The 24585-nt window shown below is 69.9% G+C and carries 23 protein-coding genes and 1 riboswitch; of the genes, 16 read left to right on the top strand and 7 right to left on the bottom strand.

Going from position 1 to position 24585, the window contains the following annotated elements; genetic code table 11:
- Positions 1-193 precede the first annotated feature (193 nt).
- The 10 genes from clsA to ABD366_RS43215 all read left to right on the top strand — a co-directional run bounded on the left by clsA (position 194) and on the right by ABD366_RS43215 (position 10214).
- Entirely contained in the window at positions 194-802 is a 609-nt protein-coding gene (gene clsA, locus ABD366_RS43170) for a cardiolipin synthase ClsA (RefSeq protein ID WP_324767141.1), read from the top strand.
- Between the two features lie 113 nt (positions 803-915).
- Positions 916-3411, top strand: coding sequence for a mannose-1-phosphate guanyltransferase (locus ABD366_RS43175; RefSeq protein WP_324767143.1), 2496 nt, complete (start codon positions 916-918; stop codon positions 3409-3411).
- Positions 3412-3500: 89 nt separating this feature from the next.
- Positions 3501-4406, top strand: a complete 906-nt coding sequence (locus tag ABD366_RS43180) for a DUF881 domain-containing protein (protein ID WP_324767145.1) — start codon at positions 3501-3503, stop codon at positions 4404-4406.
- Complete coding sequence (locus ABD366_RS43185; RefSeq protein WP_030901291.1) at positions 4403-4735, top strand: small basic family protein; 333 nt, start codon at positions 4403-4405, stop codon at positions 4733-4735. Before ABD366_RS43180 ends, ABD366_RS43185 begins: the two co-directional genes overlap by 4 nt.
- Positions 4736-4740: 5 nt before the next feature.
- Positions 4741-5616, top strand: coding sequence for a DUF881 domain-containing protein (locus ABD366_RS43190; protein WP_324767164.1), 876 nt, complete (start codon positions 4741-4743; stop codon positions 5614-5616).
- Between the two features lie 82 nt (positions 5617-5698).
- Positions 5699-6640, top strand: a complete 942-nt coding sequence (locus tag ABD366_RS43195; protein WP_324767165.1) for an FHA domain-containing protein — start codon at positions 5699-5701, stop codon at positions 6638-6640.
- 24 nt (positions 6641-6664) lie between these two features.
- Positions 6665-7393 (top strand): transcriptional regulator FtsR, encoded by a 729-nt coding sequence (gene ftsR / locus ABD366_RS43200; RefSeq protein ID WP_324767146.1) that lies wholly within the window; start codon positions 6665-6667, stop codon positions 7391-7393.
- Positions 7394-7479: 86 nt separating this feature from the next.
- Positions 7480-7953: a bifunctional nuclease family protein gene (locus tag ABD366_RS43205; protein WP_005475662.1), complete on the top strand. Its 474-nt coding sequence runs from the start codon at positions 7480-7482 to the stop codon at positions 7951-7953.
- A 192-nt stretch (positions 7954-8145) separates the two neighbouring features.
- Positions 8146-8772, top strand: coding sequence for a MerR family transcriptional regulator (locus tag ABD366_RS43210; RefSeq protein WP_324767148.1), 627 nt, complete (start codon positions 8146-8148; stop codon positions 8770-8772).
- 59 nt (positions 8773-8831) lie between these two features.
- A complete protein-coding gene (locus ABD366_RS43215; RefSeq protein WP_324767149.1) occupies positions 8832-10214 on the top strand; it encodes a DNA polymerase IV in 1383 nt (460 codons plus the stop codon).
- A 118-nt stretch (positions 10215-10332) separates the two neighbouring features.
- Here the strand turns inward: ABD366_RS43215 and ABD366_RS43220 are convergent, their stop codons facing one another.
- Complete coding sequence (locus ABD366_RS43220; protein ID WP_324767151.1) at positions 10333-10710, bottom strand: PRC-barrel domain-containing protein; 378 nt, start codon at positions 10708-10710, stop codon at positions 10333-10335.
- A 114-nt stretch (positions 10711-10824) separates the two neighbouring features.
- Positions 10825-10919: riboswitch (glycine riboswitch) on the top strand.
- A gap of 184 nt (positions 10920-11103) precedes the next feature.
- Between ABD366_RS43220 and gcvP the strand changes: the two genes are divergently transcribed.
- Positions 11104-13989 carry an aminomethyl-transferring glycine dehydrogenase gene (gene gcvP / locus ABD366_RS43225; RefSeq protein ID WP_324767152.1) on the top strand — a complete coding sequence of 962 codons (2886 nt, stop codon included), beginning with the start codon at positions 11104-11106 and terminating at the stop codon, positions 13987-13989.
- A 68-nt stretch (positions 13990-14057) separates the two neighbouring features.
- Here the strand turns inward: gcvP and ABD366_RS43230 are convergent, their stop codons facing one another.
- Both ABD366_RS43230 and ABD366_RS43235 read right to left on the bottom strand, forming a co-directional pair.
- The gene (locus ABD366_RS43230) at positions 14058-14258 is read right to left on the bottom strand and encodes a DUF5999 family protein (protein WP_324767166.1); all 201 of its coding nucleotides are present in this window, start codon (positions 14256-14258) and stop codon (positions 14058-14060) included.
- Between the two features lie 330 nt (positions 14259-14588).
- On the bottom strand, positions 14589-15176 hold the full coding sequence (locus tag ABD366_RS43235; RefSeq protein ID WP_324767153.1) for a hypothetical protein: 588 nt from the start codon (positions 15174-15176) through the stop codon (positions 14589-14591).
- A 524-nt stretch (positions 15177-15700) separates the two neighbouring features.
- On the opposite strand from ABD366_RS43235, the gene ABD366_RS43240 reads away from it, so the two are divergent.
- Positions 15701-17221: a glutamate-cysteine ligase family protein gene (locus ABD366_RS43240; RefSeq protein ID WP_324767154.1), complete on the top strand. Its 1521-nt coding sequence runs from the start codon at positions 15701-15703 to the stop codon at positions 17219-17221.
- Between the two features lie 42 nt (positions 17222-17263).
- Here ABD366_RS43240 and ABD366_RS43245 read toward each other — a convergent pair whose 3' ends face one another.
- Positions 17264-19030 carry a substrate-binding and VWA domain-containing protein gene (locus tag ABD366_RS43245; RefSeq protein WP_324767155.1) on the bottom strand — a complete coding sequence of 589 codons (1767 nt, stop codon included), beginning with the start codon at positions 19028-19030 and terminating at the stop codon, positions 17264-17266.
- A gap of 186 nt (positions 19031-19216) precedes the next feature.
- Between ABD366_RS43245 and ABD366_RS43250 the strand changes: the two genes are divergently transcribed.
- Positions 19217-20017 carry a CPBP family intramembrane glutamic endopeptidase gene (locus ABD366_RS43250; protein WP_324767156.1) on the top strand — a complete coding sequence of 267 codons (801 nt, stop codon included), beginning with the start codon at positions 19217-19219 and terminating at the stop codon, positions 20015-20017.
- Between the two features lie 3 nt (positions 20018-20020).
- Here ABD366_RS43250 and ABD366_RS43255 read toward each other — a convergent pair whose 3' ends face one another.
- A complete protein-coding gene (locus ABD366_RS43255) occupies positions 20021-20830 on the bottom strand; it encodes a PhzF family phenazine biosynthesis protein (RefSeq protein WP_324767157.1) in 810 nt (269 codons plus the stop codon).
- 231 nt (positions 20831-21061) lie between these two features.
- Here ABD366_RS43255 and ABD366_RS43260 point away from each other — a divergent pair, with 231 nt between their 5' ends.
- Positions 21062-21682, top strand: a complete 621-nt coding sequence (locus ABD366_RS43260) for a PadR family transcriptional regulator (protein WP_324767159.1) — start codon at positions 21062-21064, stop codon at positions 21680-21682.
- Positions 21683-21800: 118 nt separating this feature from the next.
- Here ABD366_RS43260 and ABD366_RS43265 read toward each other — a convergent pair whose 3' ends face one another.
- Positions 21801-22229 (bottom strand): type II toxin-antitoxin system Rv0910 family toxin, encoded by a 429-nt coding sequence (locus tag ABD366_RS43265; RefSeq protein WP_324767160.1) that lies wholly within the window; start codon positions 22227-22229, stop codon positions 21801-21803.
- 87 nt (positions 22230-22316) lie between these two features.
- Positions 22317-22517: a hypothetical protein gene (locus ABD366_RS43270; RefSeq protein WP_324767161.1), complete on the bottom strand. Its 201-nt coding sequence runs from the start codon at positions 22515-22517 to the stop codon at positions 22317-22319.
- 213 nt (positions 22518-22730) lie between these two features.
- On the opposite strand from ABD366_RS43270, the gene ABD366_RS43275 reads away from it, so the two are divergent.
- Positions 22731-23249, top strand: coding sequence for a Clp protease N-terminal domain-containing protein (locus ABD366_RS43275; RefSeq protein ID WP_324767162.1), 519 nt, complete (start codon positions 22731-22733; stop codon positions 23247-23249).
- A 201-nt stretch (positions 23250-23450) separates the two neighbouring features.
- A complete protein-coding gene (locus ABD366_RS43280; RefSeq protein ID WP_324767163.1) occupies positions 23451-24473 on the top strand; it encodes an EamA family transporter in 1023 nt (340 codons plus the stop codon).
- The last annotated feature ends 112 nt before the right edge of the window (positions 24474-24585 follow it).

Here is a 24585-nt window from a genome sequence, read left to right on the forward strand (position 1 = left end):
GCGCCGATGGTACTGCAGGGGGGACCCTGTGGGAGAGTAGGACGCCGCCGAACTAATTTTAAGAGAAAACCCCCGTCCGGGGATACCGGACGGGGGTTTTCTGCGTTTACGGCGACCCAGTGGCGGGGCCGGCCGGGGCTGAGGGTAAAGTCAGGGAGCATCGTTGGCTCGTTTCCCCACAGGAGGCCCCCGGGTGGAGGTCCAGGAGACCCGTGTCCAGACGGACCGGGTGCTCACCATCCCGAACATCCTCAGCATGGCGCGTCTCGTCGGCGTACCCCTCTTCCTGTGGCTCATCCTCAGGCCTGAGTTCGGCGGCCCCAAGAGCGACGGCTGGGCACTGCTGGTGCTCGCGCTCAGCGGGATCAGCGACTATCTCGACGGCAAGCTCGCGCGCCGCTGGAATCAGATCAGCAACCTCGGCCGGCTCCTCGACCCGGCCGCCGACCGGCTCTACATCCTGTCCACCCTGGTCGGCCTGACCTGGCGCGAGATTCTTCCCATCTGGCTGACCGCCATACTGCTGGCGCGAGAACTGGTTCTCCTGGTGATGGTGGGGATCCTCAGGCGTCACGGCTATCCGCCGCCGCAGGTGAACTTCCTCGGCAAGGCCGCGACCTTCAACCTCATGTACGCGTTCCCTCTGCTTCTACTCAGCGACGGGAGCGGGTGGATCCACGAACTCGCTGCTATTTTCGGATGGGCGTTCGCAGGATGGGGTACAACGCTGTATTGGTGGGCAGGGATCCTGTACGTGGTCCAAGTCCGCCGACTTGTCAAGGCGGACTCCATGACCGATTGAGCTCGCCAATGAGCATCAGGTGAAGCCGGAGGATCCGTAGCAGAGCGGCTGCGGGTTATCAGGCGGGCGAAGTCGGTCAGACCGTCGTCTCTTTCAAGGAGGACGCTTCCGACATGAAGGCCGTCGTGATGGCTGGAGGCGAAGGCACCCGTCTTCGCCCCATGACCTCGAGTATGCCCAAGCCGCTCCTGCCGGTCGCCAATCGGCCGATCATGGAGCATGTGCTCAGGTTGCTCAAGCGGCATGGGCTCACCGAAACCGTAGTCACTGTGCAGTTCCTGGCGTCATTGGTCAAGAACTACTTCGGGGATGGCGAAGAGCTCGGAATGGAGCTCACCTATGCCAACGAGGAGAAGCCACTCGGCACTGCCGGCAGCGTGAAGAACGCTGAGGAAGCGCTGAAGGACGACGCATTCCTCGTCATCTCCGGTGACGCCCTGACCGATTTCGACCTCACCGAGCTCGTCAATTTCCACAAGGAAAAGGGCGCGCTCGTCACCGTCTGCCTGACGCGCGTACCCAACCCGCTGGAATTCGGCATCACCATCGTCGATGAAGAAGGCAAGGTCGAGCGCTTCCTCGAAAAGCCGACCTGGGGCCAGGTCTTCTCGGACACCGTCAACACGGGTATCTACGTGATGGAGCCCGAGGTCTTCGACTACGTCGAGGCCGACACGTCAGTGGACTGGTCCGGTGACGTCTTCCCGCAGCTGATGAAGGAAGGCAAGCCCGTCTACGGCTATGTGGCCGAGGGGTACTGGGAGGACGTAGGCACCCACGAGAGCTATGTGAAGGCCCAGGCCGACGTCCTGGAGGGCAAGGTCGACGTCGAGCTCGACGGCTTCGAGATCTCACCCGGCGTCTGGGTCGCCGAAGGCGCCGAAGTACATCCCGACGCCGTGCTGCGGGGGCCGCTCTACATCGGTGACTACGCCAAGGTCGAAGCCGACGCGGAGATCCGCGAACACACCGTCGTCGGCTCGAACGTCGTCGTGAAGAGCGGGGCCTTCCTGCACAAGGCCGTCGTGCACGACAACGTGTACATCGGCGAGCACAGCAACCTGCGCGGCTGTGTCGTCGGCAAGAACACCGACATCATGCGAGCCGCCCGGATCGAGGACGGCGCCGTCATCGGCGACGAGTGCCTGGTCGGTGAAGAATCGATCGTTCAGGGCAATGTGCGGGTCTACCCGTTCAAGACGGTCGAGGCCGGCGCCTTCGTCAACACCTCCGTGATCTGGGAGTCCCGCGGCCAGGCCCACCTGTTCGGGGCCCGTGGTGTCTCCGGGATCCTGAACGTGGAGATCACGCCCGAACTCGCCGTGCGGCTGGCGGGCGCGTACGCGACGACCCTGAAGAAGGGGTCGACCGTGACCACCGCTCGTGACCACTCACGTGGTGCGCGTGCGCTCAAGCGGGCCGTCATCTCCGCCTTGCAGGCCAGCGCCATCGACGTACGGGACCTGGAGAACGTGCCTCTGCCGGTCGCCCGGCAGCAGACGGCCCGGGGCAGTGCCGGCGGCATCATGATCCGTACGACGCCGGGCGTACCGGACTCCGTGGACATCATGTTCTTCGACGAGCGCGGCGCCGACCTGTCGCAGGGCAGCCAGCGCAAGCTCGACCGCGTGTACGCGCGGCAGGAGTACCGGCGGGCGTTCCCCGGTGAGATCGGGGACCTGCACTTCCCCTCCAGCGTCTTCGACTCGTACACCGGGTCCCTGCTGCGGAACGTGGACACGACCGGGATCGCCGATGCCGGGCTCAAGGTGGTCGTCGACGCGTCCAACGGCAGCGCCGGTCTCGTGCTGCCCAGCCTGCTCGGGCGGCTCGGGGTCGACTCGCTGACCATCAATCCCGGGCTCGACGAGTCGCGGCCCACGGAGACCGCCGACGCCCGGCGGTCCGGGCTCGTACGGCTCGGGGAGATCGTGGCGTCGGCGCGGGCCGCGTTCGGAGTGCGCTTCGACCCGGTCGGTGAGCGGTTGTCGCTCGTCGACGAGAAGGGGCGGATCGTCGAGGACGACCGGGCGTTGCTGGTGATGCTCGATCTCGTCGCCGCCGAGCGGCGGAGCGGAAGGGTCGCGCTGCCGGTCACGACCACGCGTATCGCCGAGCAGGTCGCCGCGTACCACGGCACGCAGGTGGAGTGGACGAACACCTCGCCCGACGACCTCACGCGCGTGGGGCGTGAGGACGAGACCATCTTCGGCGGCGACGGACGCGGTGGCTTCATCGTGCCGGAGTTCAGCAGTGTGTTCGACGGGGCCGCGGCCTTCGTGCGGCTGATCGGTCTGGTCGCGCGTACGCAGCTGACTTTGAGCCAGATCGACGCGCGGATTCCGCGGGCGCATGTCCTCAAGCGGGATCTGGCGACCCCGTGGGCCGTGAAGGGGCTCGTCATGCGGCGGGTCGTGGAAGAGGCCGGCGATCGGTCCGTGGACACCACCGACGGGGTGCGCGTGGTCGAGGCCGACGGGCGCTGGGTCATGGTGCTGCCCGACCCGGCGGAGGCCGTCACGCATCTGTGGGCCGAAGGGCCTGATGACGCGTCCGCGCAGCAACTGCTCGACGAGTGGTCGGCCGTGGTGGACAGCGCAGGTCGCTGAGCCTCCGCTCGATCCGGTCGGCGCCCGAGGCGGGCGCCGACCGGCACGCCGACGGGGCCATTCGGAGGTAGCGGTCGCGACGTGCGACGATGTGCGGCATGCCGCAGCAGCCCCCCGATCGGAGCACCCCCAAACGTCCTGCGCGCCCGGACGCCTCCATGTCGCTGCTGACCAACGTGATGGACCACAGCCTGGACGACGGGTACGCGGAAGCCACGGCCCGCAGGCGGGCTTCGGGGCAGAGCGGGCTGCCGAAGACACTGCGCGCGAAGCTCGGGCTCGCGGCGGGCCTGGTGCTCGCCGCGCTCGTGGTGACCGTGGGGGCCGCGCAGGCCCGCGTCGCCGCGCCGGTCGTGGCCAAGGAACGCGAAGAGCTCATCGACCGTATCGAGCAGGAGACCGAGTCCGCCGACAAGTTGGAGGGCCGGGTCGACTCGCTGCGGACCGATGTGGGGGACATGCAGCGTGAGGCGCTGAAGAAACACGGGGGCGAGCAGGGCGAGTTGATGGGCGTGCTGTCGGGCGCCGTCGCCGTGCACGGGCCCGGCGTGAAGCTCGTCGTCGACGACGCCAAGTCGGCCCGGTCCGGGGGCGGGAGCGGGCCGCGGGAGAGTGCCGGGTTCTCCGACACCGGGCGGGTGCGCGACCGCGACATGCAGCGGGTCGTCAACGGCCTGTGGCAGTCGGGCGCCGAAGCCGTCAGCATCAACGGGCAGCGGCTCACCGCCCTGTCCGCGATCAGGGCCGCGGGTGACGCGATACTGGTCGACAACAAGCCGCTGGTGCCGCCCTACACGGTGCTCGCGGTGGGGGACGGCCAGCGGCTGAGCACCCGGTTCCAGAACAGTTCCGACGGGATGTACCTGCACGCCCTGCAGGAGAACTTCGGGATCCGGACCGCCATCTCGGCCCAGGACGACATCAAGCTTCCCGCCGCACCCAGCGTGATCGTTCGTACAGCACAGCCGAGAGCAGAGCAGAAGGGCACATCGTGATCGCCGTACTGGGCCTCGTCGTGGGAGTCGTGGTCGGGTTGTTCGTCAGGCCCGAGGTTCCGGCGGTGGTCGAGCCCTACCTTCCGATCGCCGTCGTCGCGGCGCTCGACGCGGTGTTCGGCGGGCTGCGCGCCATGCTGGACGGGATCTTCGTCGACAAGGTGTTCGTCGTGTCGTTCCTGTCGAACGTCGTCGTGGCCGCGCTCATCGTCTTCCTGGGCGACAAGCTGGGTGTCGGAGCGCAGTTGTCCACCGGTGTCGTCGTCGTGCTCGGTATCCGCATCTTCTCCAACGCTGCCGCCATCCGACGGCACATCTTCCGGGCGTGAGGCCGATGAACGCGGAGCAGGGCGAGAACGAGCGGGCGCACCGATTGCGCAAGGAGCTGCCCGCCGAGGTCGCGGCCACGGGCGGCGCGCCGGAACCGGAACCGGAAGCGCCCTCGGGACCGGAGCCCGAGCCGGGGCAGACCGATGAGGCACGGCTGACCGGGCGGCAGCGGCTCGTGAAAGGACTGTGGCCGCCGCGCGTGTCGCGGGCGCAACTCACCGTGGCCGTGCTGCTGTTCGTCCTGGGCCTCGGACTCGCGATCCAGGTGCGGTCCACGAGCGACAACAGCGCCTTGCGGGGTGCGCGACAAGAAGATCTTGTTCGCATCCTCGATGAACTCGACGACCGGACTCAACGTCTGGAAGATGAGAAACAAGGTCTCGAGGACCAGCGCACCGAGTTGGAGAACAGCTCGGACCAGGCCGAGGAGGCCCGCAAGCAGACGGTCGAGAAGGAACGGCAACTCGGCATTCTGGCGGGCACCGTGGCCGCGCAGGGCCCCGGGATCACCATGACGGTCACCGACACGAAGGGGGCCGTCGAGGCGGACATGCTGCTCGACGCGATCCAGGAGCTGCGGGCGGCGGGCGCCGAGGCGATCCAGGTGAACGACGTCCGCGTCGTGGCCAGCACGTATCTGACGGACGCGAGCGGAGGGAAGGGGGTCAGCGTGGACGGGCACAAGATCGGCCAGCCGTACGTTTTCAAGGTCATCGGTAAGCCGCAGGACCTCGAGCCGGCCCTCAACATCCCCGGAGGTGTGGTGCAGACGCTGGAGAAAGAGCAGGCCACAGCGGCCGTGAGCCGCTCGCAGAAGATCGTCGTGGACGCCTTGCGGCCGGCGCAGCAGCCTGATTACGCTCGGTCGTCCTCACAGTGAGGCGGGGGCGCATGGGGGATGTCGTGGGAGGGCATGAGGTTGCGGGGGGTCGGCGCACCGGAGACGGGGTGTGTGGTGGAAACTGTTTGGCGGATCCGGACGTTGTGAGGATGTCCGTGTCAGTGATGTACGCCGATGTGTGCAGTCAGGGTTCGTCCTGCCCCACGGGCGGGTCTGTTTCGGTCAAGGGGAATCGCCCGTGAAGTTGTTTGCGAAGTTGTTCGGCAAGAGCGCGCGTGAGGACAACCGTCACCGTGCGTCGCGCCAGGGAGATGTGCCGGAGACGCAGGTGGGCGAGCGCCCGCTGTTCCGGGACGAGGTGGGCGGCGGCCATTCGGGCGGACGCGGCGCGTCGTCTGTTGACCCTGCCGGTTCCGGCCGCATAGGTTTCGGAGAACCGTCAACCTCAGGTACGGGTCAAGGGTCTGGCTCCGACCCGTACGCGTCCCATGCCCCTGGTGGGCAGCCGCGGCAGGAGGATCCGTCCATGTCGGCCCTGGTGTGTACGAGGTGCGGGAACCGGAACGGCGAGAACAGCCGGTTCTGCTCCAACTGCGGTGCGCCGCTGCGGGGCGGGGCGGCGCCCGAGGGGCCGTCCGAGACGACCTCCACGATCTCCATCTCGGGTCTCGAGTCGTACGACCCGGAGGCCACCGGCCAGACGCAGTTGCCCACGCTGTCGCCCGAGGCCCAGGCCGCGGTCGACGCGCTGCCGCTGGGCTCGGCGCTCCTGGTGGTGCGTCGCGGTCCGAACTCGGGCAGCCGCTTCCTGCTGGACGGCGACCTCACCACGGCGGGGCGCCACCCGCAGAGCGACATCTTCCTGGACGACGTGACCGTGTCGCGCCGCCATGTGGAATTCCGTCGCCTGCAGGACGGCTCGTTCACCGTGTCCGACGTCGGCAGCCTCAACGGGACGTACGTGAACCGTGAGCGCATCGACTCGCTGACGCTGAACAACGGCGACGAGGTGCAGATCGGCAAGTACCGGCTGGTCTTCTACGCGAGCCAGCGAGGTATCTGACCCAGCGAACCTTCAGGAAGGTCCATGCTTCATACACCGAGGGGCGGTGCCTCCCTGGGCACCGCCACCGCGGACAGTCGGCTGATGAGCATCGGCACCGTACTGAACGTGCTGCGCGAAGAGTTTCCCGAAGTCACCATCTCCAAGATCAGGTTCTTGGAGTCCGAGGGGCTCGTCGAGCCGCAGCGGACGCCCTCGGGCTACCGAAAGTTCGGCCCGGACGACGTCGAGCGGCTGGCCCACGTCCTGCGGATGCAGCGGGACCACTACCTGCCCCTGAAGGTCATCAAGGAGCAGCTCGACGCCCTGGAGCGGGGCGAGACGCTGCCCGTGCCGGCTCCTGGGCGGCCCGGTGACGCCGCGGACGACGACGGGGCTCCCACGGCCGCTCGCGTCGGCCGGGACGAGCTGCTCGCCGCCGTGGGGATCGACGAGGGGCAGCTCGACGAGTGGGAGTCGTACGGGCTCATCGCCCCGTTGCCGGAGGGCGGTTACGACGCCTCGGCCGTATCGGTGGCGGAGCTGATCGGTGAGCTCGGCCGGTTCGGCATCGAGCCGCGGCATCTGCGGGTGATGCGGGCGGCCGCGGACCGTGAGGCCGGGCTGGTGGACTCGGTCGTGGCCCCGCTCAAGGTGCATCGCAATCCGCAGACCAGGGCCCTCGCGCAGGCACGGGTCAAGGAGCTGGCGGGCCTCACCGTGCGGCTGCACGCGGCACTGGTGCAGACTGCACTCGGGGTACGTCTGCCCTGATCGCAGCGGCGGGCGAGTGCCGTGGGCCCGGCCCTCGGCGGATGCCCGACTACCCAAACCGGCCGGGCACGTCCTAGGGTTGCTGTGTGAACGAGCTCGACGTCGTAGGTGTCCGGGTGGAAATGCCCTCCAACCAGCCGATCGTGCTCCTGCGTGAAGTGGGAGGCGACCGTTACCTCCCCATCTGGATCGGACCGGGGGAGGCGACCGCGATCGCCTTCGCCCAGCAGGGCATGGCTCCCGCGCGTCCGCTGACGCACGACCTGTTCAAGGACGTGCTGGAAGCGGTCGGACAGGAGCTGACGGAAGTACGCATCACCGACCTGCGGGAAGGTGTCTTCTATGCGGAGCTGGTGTTCGCGAGCGGCGTCGAGGTCAGCGCCCGCCCGTCCGACGCCATAGCGCTGGCGCTGCGCACCGGCACGCCGATCTTCGGCAGTGACGGGGTCCTGGACGATGCCGGGATCGCGATCCCGGACGAGCAGGAGGACGAGGTGGAGAAGTTCCGCGAGTTCCTCGACCAGATCTCGCCCGAGGACTTCGGGACCAACAGCCAGTGACCGGCAGAAAATGACCATGAGGCGGTCGCCCAGCGGCGGCCGCCTCGGCACATTCGGCTAGCCTTTCCCCGCGGTGGGATACGGGAAACCACTCCTAGGGTGATTATCACTCGGCGTGGCGAGTGTGGCGTTCGTTGACGCACCCCTTGTGACTGCCTACCGTCGTGAAGGCAGGTCAAAGAGGAGGTCGGCGTGAGAAGCAGCGGCGACGGTACGGCGACGGGCGGTCCGTACTCGTTTCACGGCAGCGCGGCCGATCACACTCCGCAGCGCCCGCAGGCAGTGTCTGCGGTGGCGGGGGAGAGCGGCGAAGCGGCTTCCGAGCAGGGGGACGTCGGGTACCGGGGACCGACCGCGTGCGCGGCGGCCGGCATCACTTATCGACAGCTCGACTACTGGGCCAGGACCGGCCTCGTCGAGCCCAGCGTGCGGGCCGCGTACGGCTCGGGGACGCAGCGTCTGTACAGCTTCCGGGACGTCGTCGTCCTCAAGGTCGTCAAGCGCTTCCTGGACACGGGTGTCTCGCTGCAGAACATCCGTACGGCCGTGCAGCATCTGCGGGAGCGGGGCTTCGCGGACCTGGAGCGCATGACGCTCATGAGCGACGGCGCAACGGTGTACGAGTGCACGTCACCGGCCGAGGTCCACGAGCTGCTCCAGGGCGGGCAGGGGATCTTCGGGATCGCGGTGGGCGTGGTCTGGCAGGACGTGGAGAGAGCCCTGTCGCAGCTGCACGGGGAGCGGGTGGACACCGGCGAGACGCTGGTCGGGCACAACCCCTCCGACGAGCTGGCGAGGCGGCGCAACCGGGCCGTGTGAGGACGGGCCCCGCGGGCCGTGCGGCCGCGTTGTCAGTGGCGTAGGGCAGCATCGGTGAGGTGAGGACCGGGCCGACGATTCTGCATCTCGACATGGACGCCTTCTACGCCTCGGCGGAGCAGGCGGCCAAGCCGAGCCTGCGCGGGAAAGCTGTCGTCGTGGGCGGGCTCGGGCCGCGTGGCGTCGTGGCGACGGCGTCGTACGAGGCGCGGAAGTTCGGGGTGCATTCGGCTATGCCGATGGGGCAGGCCCGGCGGCTCGCTCCCAACGCCGCGTACCTGGTGCCGCGGTTCCGGCTCTACCGGGAGATCAGCGAGCAGGTGATGGGGCTGCTGCGGGAGCTCTCGCCGCTGGTGGAGCCCTTGAGCCTCGACGAGGCGTTCGTCGATCTGGAGGCCGGTGAGGTGGCCTGGGACGAGTCTTCCGCGGAGGCCGTCGGTGCCCGGCTGCGGGCGGACATCCGGCGCGTGACCGGGCTGACCGGGTCCGTAGGGCTCGCCGCCTCCAAGATGCTGGCGAAGATCGCGTCGGAGGAGGCGAAGCCGGACGGCCTGGTGCTGATACGGCCGGGGACCGAGCGGGCGCTGCTCGGGCCGAAGTCCGTGCGGATCCTGCCGGGCGTGGGGCCCGCTACCGGGGACCATCTGCGGCGGGCCGGGATCCTCACCGTCGCGGAGATCGCCGAGGCGGGCGAGGACGAGCTGGTGCGCCTCCTCGGAAAGTCGCACGGGGCGCAGCTGTACGCCATGGCCCTGGCCCATGACGCCCGGCCCGTGGTCGCCGAGCGCGATTCCAAGTCGGTGTCGGTCGAGGACACGTACGACGTGGACATCCACGAGCGGGTGCGGGTCCGGGCGGAGGTGCAGCGGCTCGCCGACCGGTGTGTGGAGCGGCTGCGGGCGGCCGAGCGGTCGGGGCGGACCGTGGTTCTGAAGGTGCGGCGGTACGACTTCTCCACCCTGACGCGGTCCGAGACGCTGCGGGGGCCGACGGACGATCCGGGGGTGGTGCGGGAGGCCGCCGCGCGGCTGCTGGAGTCCGTGGACACGACGGGCGGGGTGCGGCTGCTCGGGGTCGGGGTGAGCGGGCTCGCCGACTACACGCAGGAGGATCTGTTCGCGCAGGCGGCTGCGCAGGCGGCTGCCGCCGAGGAGAGCCGGGGGGCGGAGGGCGCCGGTGAGGAGGGGGAGGAGCGGGAGCGGGCCGAGGTGGCCGAGGTGGTGGCCGAGCCGGTGGTGGGCGAGCGGCGGTGGATGGCGGGGCACGATGTGCGGCACGCGGAGTTCGGGGCCGGGTGGGTGCAGGGGAGTGGGCTTGGGCGGGTGACTGTGCGGTTCGAGACGCCCTATGCGGTGGGGCCCGGGCGGGTTCGGACGTTTCTTGTTGATGACCCCTTGTTGGTGCCGGGGGAGCCGTTGCCGTTGGTCGAGCCGGGGGAGTAGGGGGCCGGGGTTGCAGTGCGGGTGGGGTGGTGGCGCGCGGTGACGCGGGGCTCTGCCCCGGACCCCGCTCCTCAATCGCCGGAGGGGCTTGATTTGGTGCTGGTTGGGCTTGATCGGGTTAGGGGTGGTCGGGTTCTGAGCCTGCTATGTGGCCGAACATGAGGTCGTCCGAGGCGTGTGGGGGTGTGAGGTCCAGGCCGTAGTGGTGGTAGAGCTGTAGTTCCTGTTCGGGGGAGAGGTGGCGGCCTACGCCGAAGTCCGGGGAGTCCTTGATCAGGGCGCGTTCGAAGGGGACGCGGAGGGTGCCGTCGACCAGTTCGCTGGGTTCCAGGGGGATGAAGGCGTCGCGGCTGAAGAGGCCGGTGCGGATCGCCGCCCACTCCGGCACGCCCGTGGCGTCGTCGAGGTAGACCTCGTCGATCGTGCCGATCTTGCTGCCGTTGCGGTCGAACGCCTTGCGGCCGATCAAGTTGCGCGGATCGACGTCGGTCTGCACGGGCCCTCCCAATGGTCGCAACTCGTCTGTAAGCACTACGAAAGAGCACATTGGGGATGGCGGCCACTCGAGGGTTCCGCTCAAGTCGCCGCTGGTAGGCTGGCAAATGGCTGCTGACCCCGTGCGGGAGAGTCTCCGGAAGTTGTCGGGGACGCCGAAGGAGCAAATCCTCCCCGGAATCTCTCAGGCCCATGTACCGCACGGACGAGGTCACTCTGGAAAGCAGGGCGGGTGCTCGTTTCCCGCTCTCACCGACGGTGAAAGCCGGTGTGTTCCGTGCTCGCGCGGGGCGGACCGGTGAAGCTCTCAGGTTGAGATGACAGAGGGGGAGGCCGTCCGGGCACCCACGCCGTGGTGCCCCTCGCAGGTCGCAATGACCAGGAGGCCTCCGCAATGACCGCCAACCGTACTCCGCTCTCCGCGCTGGAGCAGGGCATCCCCTTCGAGCAGCGCCACATCGGTCCGGATGACGCCGCGCAGGCCAAGATGCTCGCGCAGGTCGGCTACGGCTCGCTCGACGAGCTGACGGCGGCCGCGGTGCCGGACGTGATCAAGAGCGCCGAGGCGCTTCAGCTGCCGGCCGCCAGGACCGAGGCCGAGGTGCTCGCCGAGCTGCGCTCCCTCGCGGACCGGAACCAGGTGCTCGGCTCGATGATCGGGCTCGGCTACTACGGGACGTTCACGCCGCCCGTCATCCTGCGCAACGTCATGGAGAACCCGTCCTGGTACACGGCCTACACGCCGTACCAGCCGGAGATCTCGCAGGGCCGCCTGGAGGCGCTGCTCAACTTCCAGACCATGGTCGCCGAACTGACCGGACTGCCGACGTCCGGCGCCTCCCTCCTCGACGAGGGCACGGCCGCCGCCGAGGCCATGGCGCTGTCGCGGCGTATCGGCAAGGTCAAGAACGGCGCGTACGTGGTGGACGCCGACGCGCTGCCGCAGACCGTCGCCGTCATCCGGACGCGCGCCGAGCCGACCGGTGTGGAGATCGTCGTCGCCGACCTGAGCGACGGGATTCCCGCCGAGGTCGCCGAGCGCGGCGTCGTCGGCGTACTCGTGCAGTACCCGGGGGCCTCCGGCGCCGTGCGGGACATCAAGCCCGTCATCGAGCAGGCGCACGAGCTGGGCGCCATCGTCACCGTCGCCGCCGATCTGCTCGCTCTGACGCTGCTGACCTCGCCCGGCGAGCTGGGCGCGGACATCGCCGTCGGCACGACGCAGCGCTTCGGTGTACCGATGGGCTTCGGCGGCCCGCACGCCGGTTACATGGCCGTACGGGAGAAGTTCGCGCGGTCCCTGCCCGGGCGGCTCGTCGGTGTCTCCGTCGACGCCGACGGGAACAAGGCGTACCGCCTCGCCCTGCAGACGCGTGAGCAGCACATCCGTCGTGAGAAGGCGACGAGCAACATCTGCACGGCGCAGGTCCTGCTCGCCGTGATGGCCGGAATGTACGCCGTCTACCACGGGCCGGACGGCCTGCGTTCCATCGCGCAGCGCGCCCACCGCTACGCCACCTTGCTGGCGGCCGGTCTGACGGCGGGCGGCGTCGAGGTCGTGCACGAGGTGTACTTCGACACCGTGACCGTCCGGGTGCCGGGCACGGCCGCTCAGGTCGTCCGCACCGCCCGCGAGGGCGGGGTCAACGTGCGGCTGGTCGACGCCGATCACGTCTCCGTCGCCTGCGACGAGACCACGACGCGGAGCCAACTGCACGTCGTCTGGGGCGCGTTCGGGGTCGAGGGCGACATCGAGGCGCTGGACGCCGGGACGGCGGACGTGCTGCCCGGGGACGCGCTGCGCACCGACGAGATCCTGACGCACCCCGTCTTCCACCAGCACCGCTCCGAGACCGCGATGCTGCGCTACCTGCGCAAGCTCGCCGACCGCGACTACGCGCTCGACCGCGGCATGATCCCGCTGGGCTCCTGCACGATGAAGCTCAACGCGACGACGGAGATGGAGCCGGTCACCTGGCCCGAGTTCGGGCAGCTGCACCCCTTCGTGCCGGCCGAGCAGGCGCAGGGCTACCTGACGCTCATCACGGAGCTCGAGGAGCGGCTCGCGGAGGTCACGGGCTACGACAAGGTGTCGTTGCAGCCCAACGCCGGTTCGCAGGGCGAGCTGGCCGGGTTGCTCGCGGTGCGCGGCTACCACCGCGCCAACGGGGACGAGCAGCGGACCGTCTGCCTCATCCCGTCGTCGGCGCACGGCACGAACGCGGCGAGCGCCGTGATGGCCGGTATGAAGGTCGTCGTCGTGAAGACCGCCGACGACGGTGAGATCGACGTCGAGGACCTGCGGGCCAAGATCGAGACCTACGCCGACCAGCTCTCCGTCCTCATGATCACGTACCCGTCGACGCACGGCGTCTTCGAGGAGCACGTCGCCGACATCTGCGCCGCGGTGCACGACGCCGGCGGTCAGGTGTACGTCGACGGGGCGAACCTCAACGCTCTGGTGGGCCTTGCCAAGCCGGGCCACTTCGGCGGCGACGTCTCGCACCTGAACCTGCACAAGACGTTCTGCATCCCGCACGGCGGCGGCGGTCCCGGTGTGGGCCCGGTCGGTGTGCGCGCGCACCTGGCGCCGTACCTGCCGAACCACCCGATGCAGCCGGCCGCGGGACCGGAGACCGGGGTCGGGCCGATCTCGGCCGCGCCGTGGGGCTCCGCCGGCATCCTGCCGATCTCGTGGTCGTACGTGCGTCTCATGGGCGGCGAAGGGCTGAAGCGGGCGACGCAGGTCGCCGTGCTCTCCGCGAACTACATCGCCAAGCGGCTCGAGCCGCACTTCCCCGTGCTCTACACCGGGCCCGGCGGGCTCGTCGCGCACGAGTGCATCATCGATCTGCGGCCGCTGAGCAAGGCGACCGGGGTCACCGTCGACGACATCGCCAAGCGCCTCATCGACTACGGGTTCCACGCGCCGACCATGTCGTTCCCGGTCGCCGGGACGCTGATGATCGAGCCGACCGAGAGCGAGGACATCGGCGAACTCGACCGGTTCTGCGAGGCGATGATCGCCATTCGCGGGGAGGTCGAGCGGGTCGCCTCCGGCGAGTGGCCGGCGCAGGACAACCCGCTGCGGAACGCTCCGCACACGGCCGGGATGCTCGGCGGGGAGTGGGAGCACGCGTACAGCCGCGAGGAAGCCGTGTTCCCCGCGGGGGTCGCCGCTTCCGACAAGTACTGGCCGCCGGTGCGCCGTATCGACCAGGCGTTCGGTGACCGGAACCTCGTGTGCTCGTGCCCGCCCCTGGATGCCTACGAGGCGTGATGGCCGAGAGGGCTGCGCGGCCGGCCGTTGTCCGTGGCTGGTCGCGCAGTTCCTCGCTTCCTCGCGCCCTAGGCGGCTGTCACCACCGCTCCGAGCGGGCGGTGCGGGGCGATGATCGTGCCGTTGGGCAGCAGCTCGCCGGTGTCCTCGAAGAGCAGGACCCCGTTGCACAGGAGGCTCCAGCCCTGCTCCGGGTGGTGAGCCACGGGAAGCGCGGCCTCCCTGTCCGCGGACTCTGCTGTCGGGCACGATGGCTGGTGCTGGCACATGGATGGGTTCTTTCGCTGCGTAGTGATGTCGATGATGTTGTCGTCCGTGCTGCGGCTCGAAGTCGTGTTCATCGCCGCCCCCCGTATTCAGTCGGTCCGGAACCCAGTGTTGCCCTGTGGGCGTCAATCCGCAGGGATTTCGTAGCAGCGGTCCTTACTGGATTGAGACGCGTCACCCGTGCGGACGGTTCAGTCCAACAGCACTGCCTCTTCGGGTGGTTCGGGGTGGCCGGAGTGGACTAGTCCGCTCCGGCATGGCTGTGCCCCGCGACCGGACGGCGGACGGTGCGGGGCACAGGTCTGTGAGGGCGCGCTGTTCTTCCGGTCGCGTCAGGCGAGCAGGACGGCCCGTGGTGGTGTCAGCCGCAGGGCGAGGACCGGGAGCAGTTCCGCCACGCGGTGCGGTCGGTTGGCCGCGATGCCGGGCGGCGCCGGCGCGAGCGGGACCAGGATGTCGTCGGCCGCCGGATGCCCGCTCGCGGCGTCCGCGGTGTGGTCGCCGTGCAGCCACAGGGTGAGCATGTACAGCTCCGGGACCGAGAGCAGGCGTGGCTGGTAGGTCTTCGGCAGGGACTCCGCCTGGCGCAGGGCGCGCTCGGTGGAGGTGACGTAGGGGCCCTCGAAGAAGTGCGAGAAGGTCCAGCCGTCGGGAGTGAGCCTCGTGTCGGCGGCGGCCACCGCACGATCGCCGCACCGGACCAGGAAGCGCCAGCCGGTGAGGGTGGCGGGTGTGGGGCGTCCGGTGGTTTCGGTTACGTGGTCCAACACATAGACGGGCAAGGGGAGTTCAGGACTTGCTGGTCCCTGTGCGGCGCGCAGGGACGGGGTGCGGGCCTCACGGACGGCGGTGGGGGAACCTAGGGCCGTGAGGACGCTGCGGAGGGCGGGCGCGGGAGCCGGGGGGACATGCAGCGGCATGGTGGGTCGCCTCTCATTCGACAGGCACGTGGTGCGAGGGCGGTGCGGGACGAGCGGACGGCGCTGTCTGCTGCGGGTGCGCGAAAATGCGCGACGTAACGCGGGCCAGAGGGGGCGGGGGCCTCGACACGGGCGCCAACTCTCTGTCTCGTTCGCGGAGTTTATACGACATGTGTTCACACAGTGTTTCCGCTACCAGAGCCGAGAGGGTGCGCAAGGTGCTATTCGGCCGTCGTGTCGGCGGTGTTTTGTCGGCGCGCATCCGATTTTCTGCGAACCTTGGCCGCGTGACCTCGGCGTTGCCCGAGCGGGCGGTCGGCTGATTCTGATCGGCGTTTTTTACCAGACGTTCGTAGAAGAATCTGCAAAACGCCGCATGCCTAGAGAATGTGCCGCCGGGTAACTGCACCGAGCGTACTGCTCCGCGGGCCCGCGCGGGGCGTTATCGATCACACCGGTTGGGCATCATCCACCGTGACACGCGGCCGGATCATCGGGCTGCCCATGCGAGGAGGGATGCTCCCATGGGGGAGAAGGTCGCTGCGGACGCCGTCGACTCAGCCGATCGTCGGCGCTACCGGCAGAAGGTGCAGGAGTGCCTCACGGGACTCGGGAGGCTCTTGGACGAGAAGAGGTTCGACCGGCCCAGGAATCTCATGGGGCTGGAGATCGAGCTGAATCTCGCGGGGCCCGACGGGATGCCGAGAATGATGAATGCGGAAGTACTGGAGAGGATCGCGAGCCGGGATTTCCAAACGGAACTCGCGATGTTCAATCTCGAAGTGAATATCGCGCCGCACCGGCTCGGCGGCCGCGTTCTCGACCAGCTCGCCGAGGAACTGCGCACCGGTCTCGGCTATGCCCACCGCAAGGCCAACGAGGTCGATGCGGGCATCGTGATGATCGGCATTCTGCCGACGCTGGCCAAGGACGATCTCGTCTCCGCGAACCTGTCGGACGTCGACCGGTACACCCTGCTCAACGAGGCGATGGTCGCCGCGCGCGGGGAGGACTTCGCCCTCGACATCGAGGGCGTGGAGCGGCTGACCTGCGCATCCTCCTCGATCGCGCCCGAAGCGGCCTGTACGTCCGTGCAGTTGCACCTCCAGGTCACGCCGGGCCGGTTCGCCGCCGTGTGGAACGCGGCGCAGGCGGTGGCGGCGGTGCAGATCGCGATGGGGGCCAACTCGCCGTTCCTGTTCGGGCGTGAGCTGTGGCGTGAGTCGCGGCCCCCGCTGTTCCAGCAGTCGACGGACACCCGGCCGCCGGAGCTCCAGGCGCAGGGGGTGCGGCCGCGGACCTGGTTCGGGGAGCGGTGGATCTCTTCCGCGTACGACCTCTTCGAGGAGAATCTGCGGTACTTCCCACCGCTCCTGCCGATCCTGGACGAGGAACAGCCGCTGGACGTGCTCGACCGGGGCGGGGTGCCGAGCCTCGCCGAACTCGTGCTGCACAACGGCACCGTGTACCGCTGGAACCGGCCCGTCTACGACATCGCCGACGGCGTCCCGCATCTGCGCGTCGAGAACAGGGTGCTGCCCGCCGGGCCCACCGTCACCGACGTCATCGCCAACGTCGCCTTCTACTACGGGCTCGTGCGGGCCCTGGCGGAGGAGGCGCGGCCCGTCTGGTCGCGGCTCTCCTTCGACGCTGCCGCCCGCAACTTCGAGACCGCCTGCCGGCACGGCATCGACGCACGCCTGGAGTGGCCGCGCCGGGGCCGGTTCGGCGGCACCGAGCAGGTGCAGGCCACGACCCTCGTACGGGACGAGCTGCTGCCGCTCGCGGCTGCCGGGCTTGACGCCTGGGGTGTCGAACCCGCCGACCGGGACCGCTATCTGGGCGTGATCGAGGAGCGGTGTGCGCGGCGGACCAATGGGGCGGCTTGGCAGGCGGCGACGTACCACCGGGCCCTGGACAGCGGACTGGAGCGCGAGGCGGCGCTCGCGGCGACCACGCGCCGTTACGCCGAGCTGATGCACCTGGGTGAGCCGGTGCACACCTGGCCCGTCGGGCTGCCGGAGCCCGCCGTCCCGCTCGGCTGAGAGCCTGTGTCATCACCGGGGTGACACAGGCTCTGGAGCGGGTCAGCTCTTGGTGCCTGCCTGGACGATGGCCTTGAGGATCACCTGCTGGATGTCGGCCGGGTCGCTGATCTGGTGACCCGAGCCGCCGGTCGCCTCGGCGATCTGCTCGACCTCGTCCTTGTCGGTGGCCGGGCCGACGGCGATGACGATGAGGGGCACCGGGTGTTCGGCGTCGGCGAGGATCTCGAGCTGGGAGATGAGGCTGCTGCGGGAGAGCGAGCCCGGGTCCTCGTTGACCCCGTCGGTGACCATCACGACGGCGTTGAACTTGCCGCTCCGGTAGGACGACGTGGCCTCCTTGTAGGCGGCGAGCGTCGTGTCGTAGAGGCCGGTCGCCCCGCCCGGGACCGGCTTCAGGGAGGTGAACGCGGAGGACAGGCGGTCGCGTTGGGTACCGGAGCCCTTGCGGTCGCCGAGCCGCTCGGTCGGGACGAGTTCCTTGTAGTCGCGGTCGCCGTCGAGGAGCGTCGAGAACTCCCACAGGCCGATCTCGTCCTCCGGCGTGAACGTCGACAGGGCCGCAAGCATCGACGCCTTCGTCACCTCCATCCGGGACTCGCCGCGGCCGGGCACCCAGTTCCCCATGGAGGCCGAGGCGTCCACGACCGTGGTGAGGCGGGCGCTCTGCACCGTGATCGTCCACATGCCGAGGGTCTCCTCGACGTCCTCGTCGGCGGGCGGCTGCGAGGTGGGCTCCGCGTACGGCTGCGGGGAGCGGGCACCGGCCCGCGCGGCGACCGCGTCGGGTGAGGCGCCGCCGTCGGTGCGGAAGCCGTGCTTCTCCAGGGCCGCCCGGCCCTCGGGGGCGCTGAGCAGGGTCATGAAGCGGACGGCGGCCCGGCTCTCGTCGGTGCTGAGCGAGGGCTCGTCGACGAGGGAGAACGGGTAGTTCAGCTCGGGCGAGCCGTCCTTCGGATAGAAGAGGTCGAGGGAGCCGCCGTCGGCCGCCTCGGCGTTGTGCGCGAAGGCGGCCTGTTCGGAGAGGACCAGCGCTTCGTTGCGGCGCGGATTGCCCTGCTCGGTACCGGAGTCGTCGCGGGCCACCGTGTCCATCAACTGTGCGTCGCTGTCCGACGTGCGCTGCGAGAGGGCCTTCGCCGTGGCGGCTGCCTGGGTGTCTCCGGCGGGGGACTTCTTCGCGGCGCCCGCCAGCTTGGTGAGCGCGAGCAGACCGGTGGAGCTGCGGGCGGGGTCCGCGGCGCCCAGGCGCAGCTTGTCGTCCTGCATCGCGGCGCCCGTCAACTGCGTCCAGCTGTACGTCTTTTGAGGCCAGCCGAACGCCTTCGCGGCCGACGGGACCATGCCGATGCCGATCGGGGACGTGGCGACGTTCCCTGCCGCGGTGACGGGGGTCGCCTTCGCGTTCTGCTCCACGCGCTGGATCCACAGGTCCGAGTCCGGCACCCACACCTGGTAGTCCGACCTGCCCTTTCCGGCCCGCAGCACGTCGGCGACCTTGTACGAATCGCGGGCGGTGACCGAGACGTCGAGGCAGTTGCCGTCCGAGGTGACCTTCTGCTCGCGGGCGCTGTCGGCCGCGGCCCGCAGCGCGGGCGCCACGTCCGGCGAGGCGACGACATCGAGGTGCACCTCGTCGCCGCAGGAGTCGCCGAGGCCGAGCAGATCGCTGCGGACCGCCAGAGCCGTGCCGGCCGCGACGAGGAGGACGAGGGCCGTCGCGAGGGCCACCGAGCGGCCGCGCGACCGGGGCCGCGGGTCGACCGCGGCCGTCCCGAACTCGTCGGGCATGCTGCTGTGACGTCCCATGACGGTGGTGCCCCTCCCTGAGCCGCAAAGGCAGTTGCGATATAAGCGGTGAAGCAAGAGGGGAAAGGTGCGCCGGACAGCGGCGTCCGCCCCCCTCGGCCTGTCGCGCGCGATCTTCGTACTCGCATTCGAGACCCTAGCGGGGCGGCGTGGGGGATGCGGCGGGATTACACAAGTGAGGCAGGTGTGCACGTGGAGGCGGGGACGGTGGCCGGTTCTTTTCCCGACGAGGGGCTCTCGCGACGATTTTTGCGGGACGAGACACTGCTCGTTCTGGCGCTCTCGCTCGGTGCGAGTGGCGTGTCGGCCCTGATCAGCTTTGTCGGATCAGTCACCAGACCGGGCGGGCTGAAGGACCAGGCGGCGACGCTCAACGCCTCGGCGGCTCCTGGCAGGCCATGGCTCGATCTCGCATGGCAGCTGTTCGGGATCGCGAGCGCGCTCGTGCCCGTCGCGCTCGTCGCACACTTCCTGCTGCGGGAGGGCGCGGGCCTGCGCACGATCGGCTTCGACCGGACGCGGCCGTGGTTCGACGGGGCACGCGGCACCGCGATCGCGGCCGTGATCGGCAGCACCGGCATCGCGTTCTACCTCGCGGCGCGCGGCCTCGGCTTCAACCTCACCGTCGTGCCGGAGGCGCTGCCCGACGTGTGGTGGAAGTACCCGGTGCTGATCCTCTCCGCGGTGCAGAACGCCGTACTCGAAGAGGTCATCGTCGTCGGGTATCTGCTGCGCAGGCTCGGCCAGTTGGGGTGGACGCCCGGCACGGCGCTCGTCGCGTCGTCCGTGCTGCGCGGCTCCTACCACCTGTACCAGGGCATCGGCGGGTTCTTCGGGAACCTCGCGATGGGCGTCGTCTTCGTCTTCCTGTACCGGCGGTGGGGGCGGGTCGGGCCACTGGTCGTGGCCCATTCCCTCTTGGACATCGGTGCGTTCGTCGGATACGGGCTGCTCGCGGGCAAGGTGGACTGGCTGCCCACGGCCTGACGGTCAGGCGGTCAGCTCGCCCTCGATGACCGTGACCGCGCTGCCCGTGAGCAGGGTGCGCCCGCCGCGCAGCTCCACGCGGACCAGGCCGGTACGGGCCGAGGCCTGGAGACCGGTGAGCCGGGTGCGGCCGAGGCGCCGCGCCCAGAACGGGGCCAGGGCCGTGTGCGCGCTGCCCGTCACCGGGTCCTCGTCGATCCCGATGCCCGGGAAGAAGCAGCGCGAGACGAAGTCGTAGCCCTGGGAGGGGTCCTCGGCGGGGGCCGTGGCGATGATGCCGCGCTCGGAGGCCGCGCTCACCGCCTTGAGGTCGGGGGCGAGGGCCCGGACGGTCTTCTCGTCGGGCAGTTCGACCAGCAGATCGCCGATCGCGCGGCCGGTGTCGTGCACCGAGAGCGGCTGCGCGCCGAGGGCTTCGGCCAGACCGGCGGGCGCCGGTTCCTCGGTGAGCGGCGCCGTCGGGAAGTCGAGGGTGAGGGAGCCGTCGTCGTGCGGGGTGGCGACGAGCACGCCGCTGCGCGTGGCGAAGCGGACCGGGCCCCGGGTCGTGCCCGTCGAGTGCAGCACATGGGCCGTGGCGAGCGTGGCGTGGCCGCACATGTCGACCTCGGTGCCGGGGGTGAACCAGCGCAGCGCCCAGTCCGCCTCGCCGCCCGCGGGCAGGGGGTGTGCGAAGGCGGTCTCGGCGTGGTTGACCTCGACGGCGACGCTCTGCAGCCAGGCGTCGTCCGGGAAGGCGTCGAGGAGCAGGACGCCGGCGGGGTTGCCGGCGAAGGGGCGGTCGGTGAAGGCGTCGACGATACGAATACGCATGCCGGGGACGGTAGTTCAGCCCCCGGGGCCCCGGCCAAGGCCAATTCGGAGTGCTTGGCATCCCTCCCTCGTGCGTGGGCTCTCGCGGTGGGCTCTCGTCGTGGGCTCTCGCCGTGGGGTGCCGAGGGAGTGTTGCCAGACGAAGTCTTCCGATATATCGTTGAGGCATCGCGATCGGTCAATGATCGCGTTCATCGAATCGCACGATCAGTGACGAAAGGACTGATTCTCATGCGTACCCACGGACACGACCATGGACATGGACACTACGGACCCGGCCACGAGGGCCGGGGCGGTTTCGAGCGCGGCGGCTTCGAAGGCCGGCGCGCGGCGTTCGGGCCCTTCGGTCCGGGCTTCGGCGGACCCGGCCCCTGGGGCGGCCGCGGCGGCCGCGGTGGCGGGCCCCGGGGGCGAGCGCGCCGCGGTGACGTGCGCGCCTCGATCCTGGCCCTCCTCAAGGACCGCCCGATGCACGGCTACGAGATGATCCAGGAGATCGCCGAGCGCAGCGGCGGCGCGTGGAAGCCCAGCCCGGGCTCCGTCTACCCGACGCTCCAGCTGCTCGAGGACGAGGGCCTGATCGTCAGCGCGAGCGAGGGCGGCAAGAAGCTCTTCTCGCTGACCGACGCCGGCCGCACGGCCGCCGACGAGGGGCCCGACGCCCCTTGGGAGGAGCCCGGTCGCGGGGTCGACTGGGAGGCCATGAACGAGATCCGGCAGGCCGGCTTCGGTCTGATGGAGGCGTTCGGCCAGGTCTGGAAGACCGGCAGCAAGGGGCAGCGCGAGAAGGCGCTCTCCGTCATCAACGACGCGCGAAAGAAGCTGTACCTGATCCTCGCCGACGAGGACTGAGCCCCGTGCGGGCCCAGCCAGGGTGCAGAGCGTGGAAGAGGCGTCCCGTACGACACGTACGGGGCGCCTCTTCGTGTGCGTACCGGCCCGGCGGGGGGAAGGAGGGGGCCGGTACGGGTCAGGCCACCAGGCCGGCCAGTTTGCGCAGGGACTCGTCCAGGGCCGCCGTCGCCGAGTCCTTCAGCTTGCCCGCCATCAGGGAGACCGCGGCGCCCGTGAACTCGCCGTCGACGCGGACCGTCGTCGCGTCCCCGTCCGGGACGAGGGTGTAGCGCGTACCGACGATCACGCCCATCGGACCCTTCCCCCTGATCGCGAGCGTGCGGCCGGCCACCAGGTCCTCGACGGTCCAGGTGACCTCGGCGGGGAAACCCATCAGCTTCATGTTCTCCTCGAATCGGCCGCCGACCTCGAGCGAGGTGGGCGGGCCCTTCGGGAAGCCGGTGTGGGTGGCGTTCCACTCCCCGTACGAGGAGAAGTCGATCAGCTGCGCCCAGACCTTCTCGGCGGGCGCCTCGATACGTGCTTCCGCGCTGACTTCGGCCATGCGGCCACCCCTTCGACGAGAGCTGTACGGGCTGTGGTGTCGCGGAAAGTAGCCCCATGGCCTCGAACATTCAATACTGATGGCCCGTCAGGAGACGGTGGTCCCCACGCGCTCGATCCGCGCCGCGTCGAAGAGGTCGTACGCGCGAGGGTGCGGGCCCTCGTCGTGGCAGTGCCAGGCGTCCCAGAACAGGTCGGCGGGCAGCGCGTCGTCCGGGGCGTACACCCGGTACACGTACTGCCTGCCGTCGGTCGCGGGCAGGGCCACGAGCCAGCACCCGCTCTCCATACCTGTGACGGACGAGCGCGGAGGGGGTGGTGGTTGCGGCGCCCGCCTTCCCGAAGGGGGCGCGACTATGAGGCGCCCGTTTCCCTGAGGGGCTCTCATGGGCTCTCATCCTTGAGGAGGAGAAGCCGTCCTCTCATGCCCACCTTGTGTCGGACGCGAAAATGCTCCCTTCCGGGGATGTTCATGCCCATCACGGCTGATGAGGTGGGGTACGTGCAGAGCCCTACCCCGTCGGACGCCACCGCGTACGGCCGTACCCAGGAAGAAGCCGGACCTCTCGAAGACGCGCCGCTCAGTGACGAGCTGGCTCTGGTCGTCGCGGGAGCCCGGCGACGGGCGATGCGGGGTGGGGACCGTCAGATCGACACCGCGCATCTGTTGCACTCCCTCCTGGAGACCGACCCCGACGTACGCGCCGCCTTCGCCGACAAGCCGCAGGTCGCGCGGCTGCTCGGCTATCTCGTGCAGCGCAGCATCGGGTACGGGCTCCAGTGGCAGGGCGCCGTGGAGGACTCCGGCGTCGTACCTGTCGTGAGCGGGGCGCCCGGCTGGTCGCCGTTGGTCGCCGCGGCGATGGAGGCCGGCGTCGCCCGGGCCGCGGCCCGGGGGGAGGGGCGGGCCCGGGGCGTCGATGTCCTGGCGGCGCTCGCCGCGGACGCGGAGTCCCGCGCGGTCGAGGTGCTCGGCCGCGCCGGAGTCGACGTGGTGGAGCTGCGGGAGCGGTTGAGCTGACGCGGGTCGGGGCGGATCGGGCCAGGTCGGGCGGGTCCGGTCGGGTCGATTCGCTCGGGTCGATTCGGCTCGGGTCGATTCGGCTCGGCTTGGCGAGAAGCCCGGCGGCCGTCCCCGTCCGTCCCTGTCCGTCCCTGTCCGTCCTGTGAGACAGGGGTCATCGGGGGTGACGCTCCTGACCGTCCCTGCCATGATGTGCCGGTGCACGGGTCAAAGGGGTCTCAGGGGTCACAGGGACAGCAGGCAACCAGTGGGCGCGGCTTCGGTCTGGGGCTCGCCCTGGTCTCCGCGCTCGCGTTCGGCGGATCCGGTGTCGCCGCCAAACCGCTGATCGAAGCGGGGCTCGACTCCCTCTACGTGGTGTGGCTGCGCGTCGCCGGCGCGGCCCTCGTCATGCTGCCCGTCGCCTGGCGGCACCGCGCCCTCGTACGGCGCAGGCCGCTGCTGCTCCTCGGGTTCGGGCTGCTCGCCGTCGCGGGTGTGCAGGCCTGCTACTTCGCGGCGATCTCCCGTATCCCCGTCGGCGTGGCCCTGCTCGTCGAGTATCTGGCGCCCGCCCTCGTCCTCGGCTGGGTCCGCTTCGTCCAGCGCAAGCCGGTGACCCGGGCCGCCGCGCTCGGCGTGGTCCTGGCCGTCGGCGGGCTCGCGTGCGTGGTCGAGGTGTGGTCGGGGCTGAGCTTCGACGCGCTCGGCCTGCTCCTCGCGCTCGGCGCCGCGTGCTGCCAGGTCGGCTACTTCGTCCTGTCCGACCAGGGCAGCGACGCGGGCGCGGCCGGCGGCGAGGTGCCCGATCCGTTCGGCGTCATCGCGTACGGGCTGCTGGTCGGTGCCGTGGTGCTCACCGTCATCGCCCGCCCGTGGGGCATGGACTGGTCGGTGCTCGCGGGCAACGCCGGCATGAACGGTACGTCGGTCCCCGCCTGGGTGCTGCTGTGCTGGATCGTGCTGCTCGCCACCGTCGTCGCGTATGTCACCGGCGTGGTGTCCGTACGGCGGCTCTCGCCCCAGGTGGCCGGCGTCGTGGCCTGCCTGGAGGCGGTCATCGCCACCGTCCTCGCCTGGGTACTGCTCGGCGAGCACCTGTCGGCGCCGCAGCTGTTCGGGGGCGCGGTGGTGCTGATCGGCGCGTTCATCGCGCAGTCGTCGAAGGCGCCGACGCAACCGCCGGAGCCCGCCGTCGAACCGGCGGAAACCGCGTTGTCCCGGTCGGGGGGAGCGGTCTAGGGTGACGATCATGCACGCACGCGCACTCGTTCTGCCGCCTCCGGCCGCCTAGGCCCAATGCCGTGACTCTGTTGGTGATCTTGGGTGGTCAAGCGCTGGCGAATCCGGCTGT

Origin of the sequence: Streptomyces kunmingensis (assembly GCF_039533535.1) — a bacterium.
Taxonomy (GTDB): domain Bacteria; phylum Actinomycetota; class Actinomycetes; order Streptomycetales; family Streptomycetaceae; genus Streptomyces; species Streptomyces kunmingensis.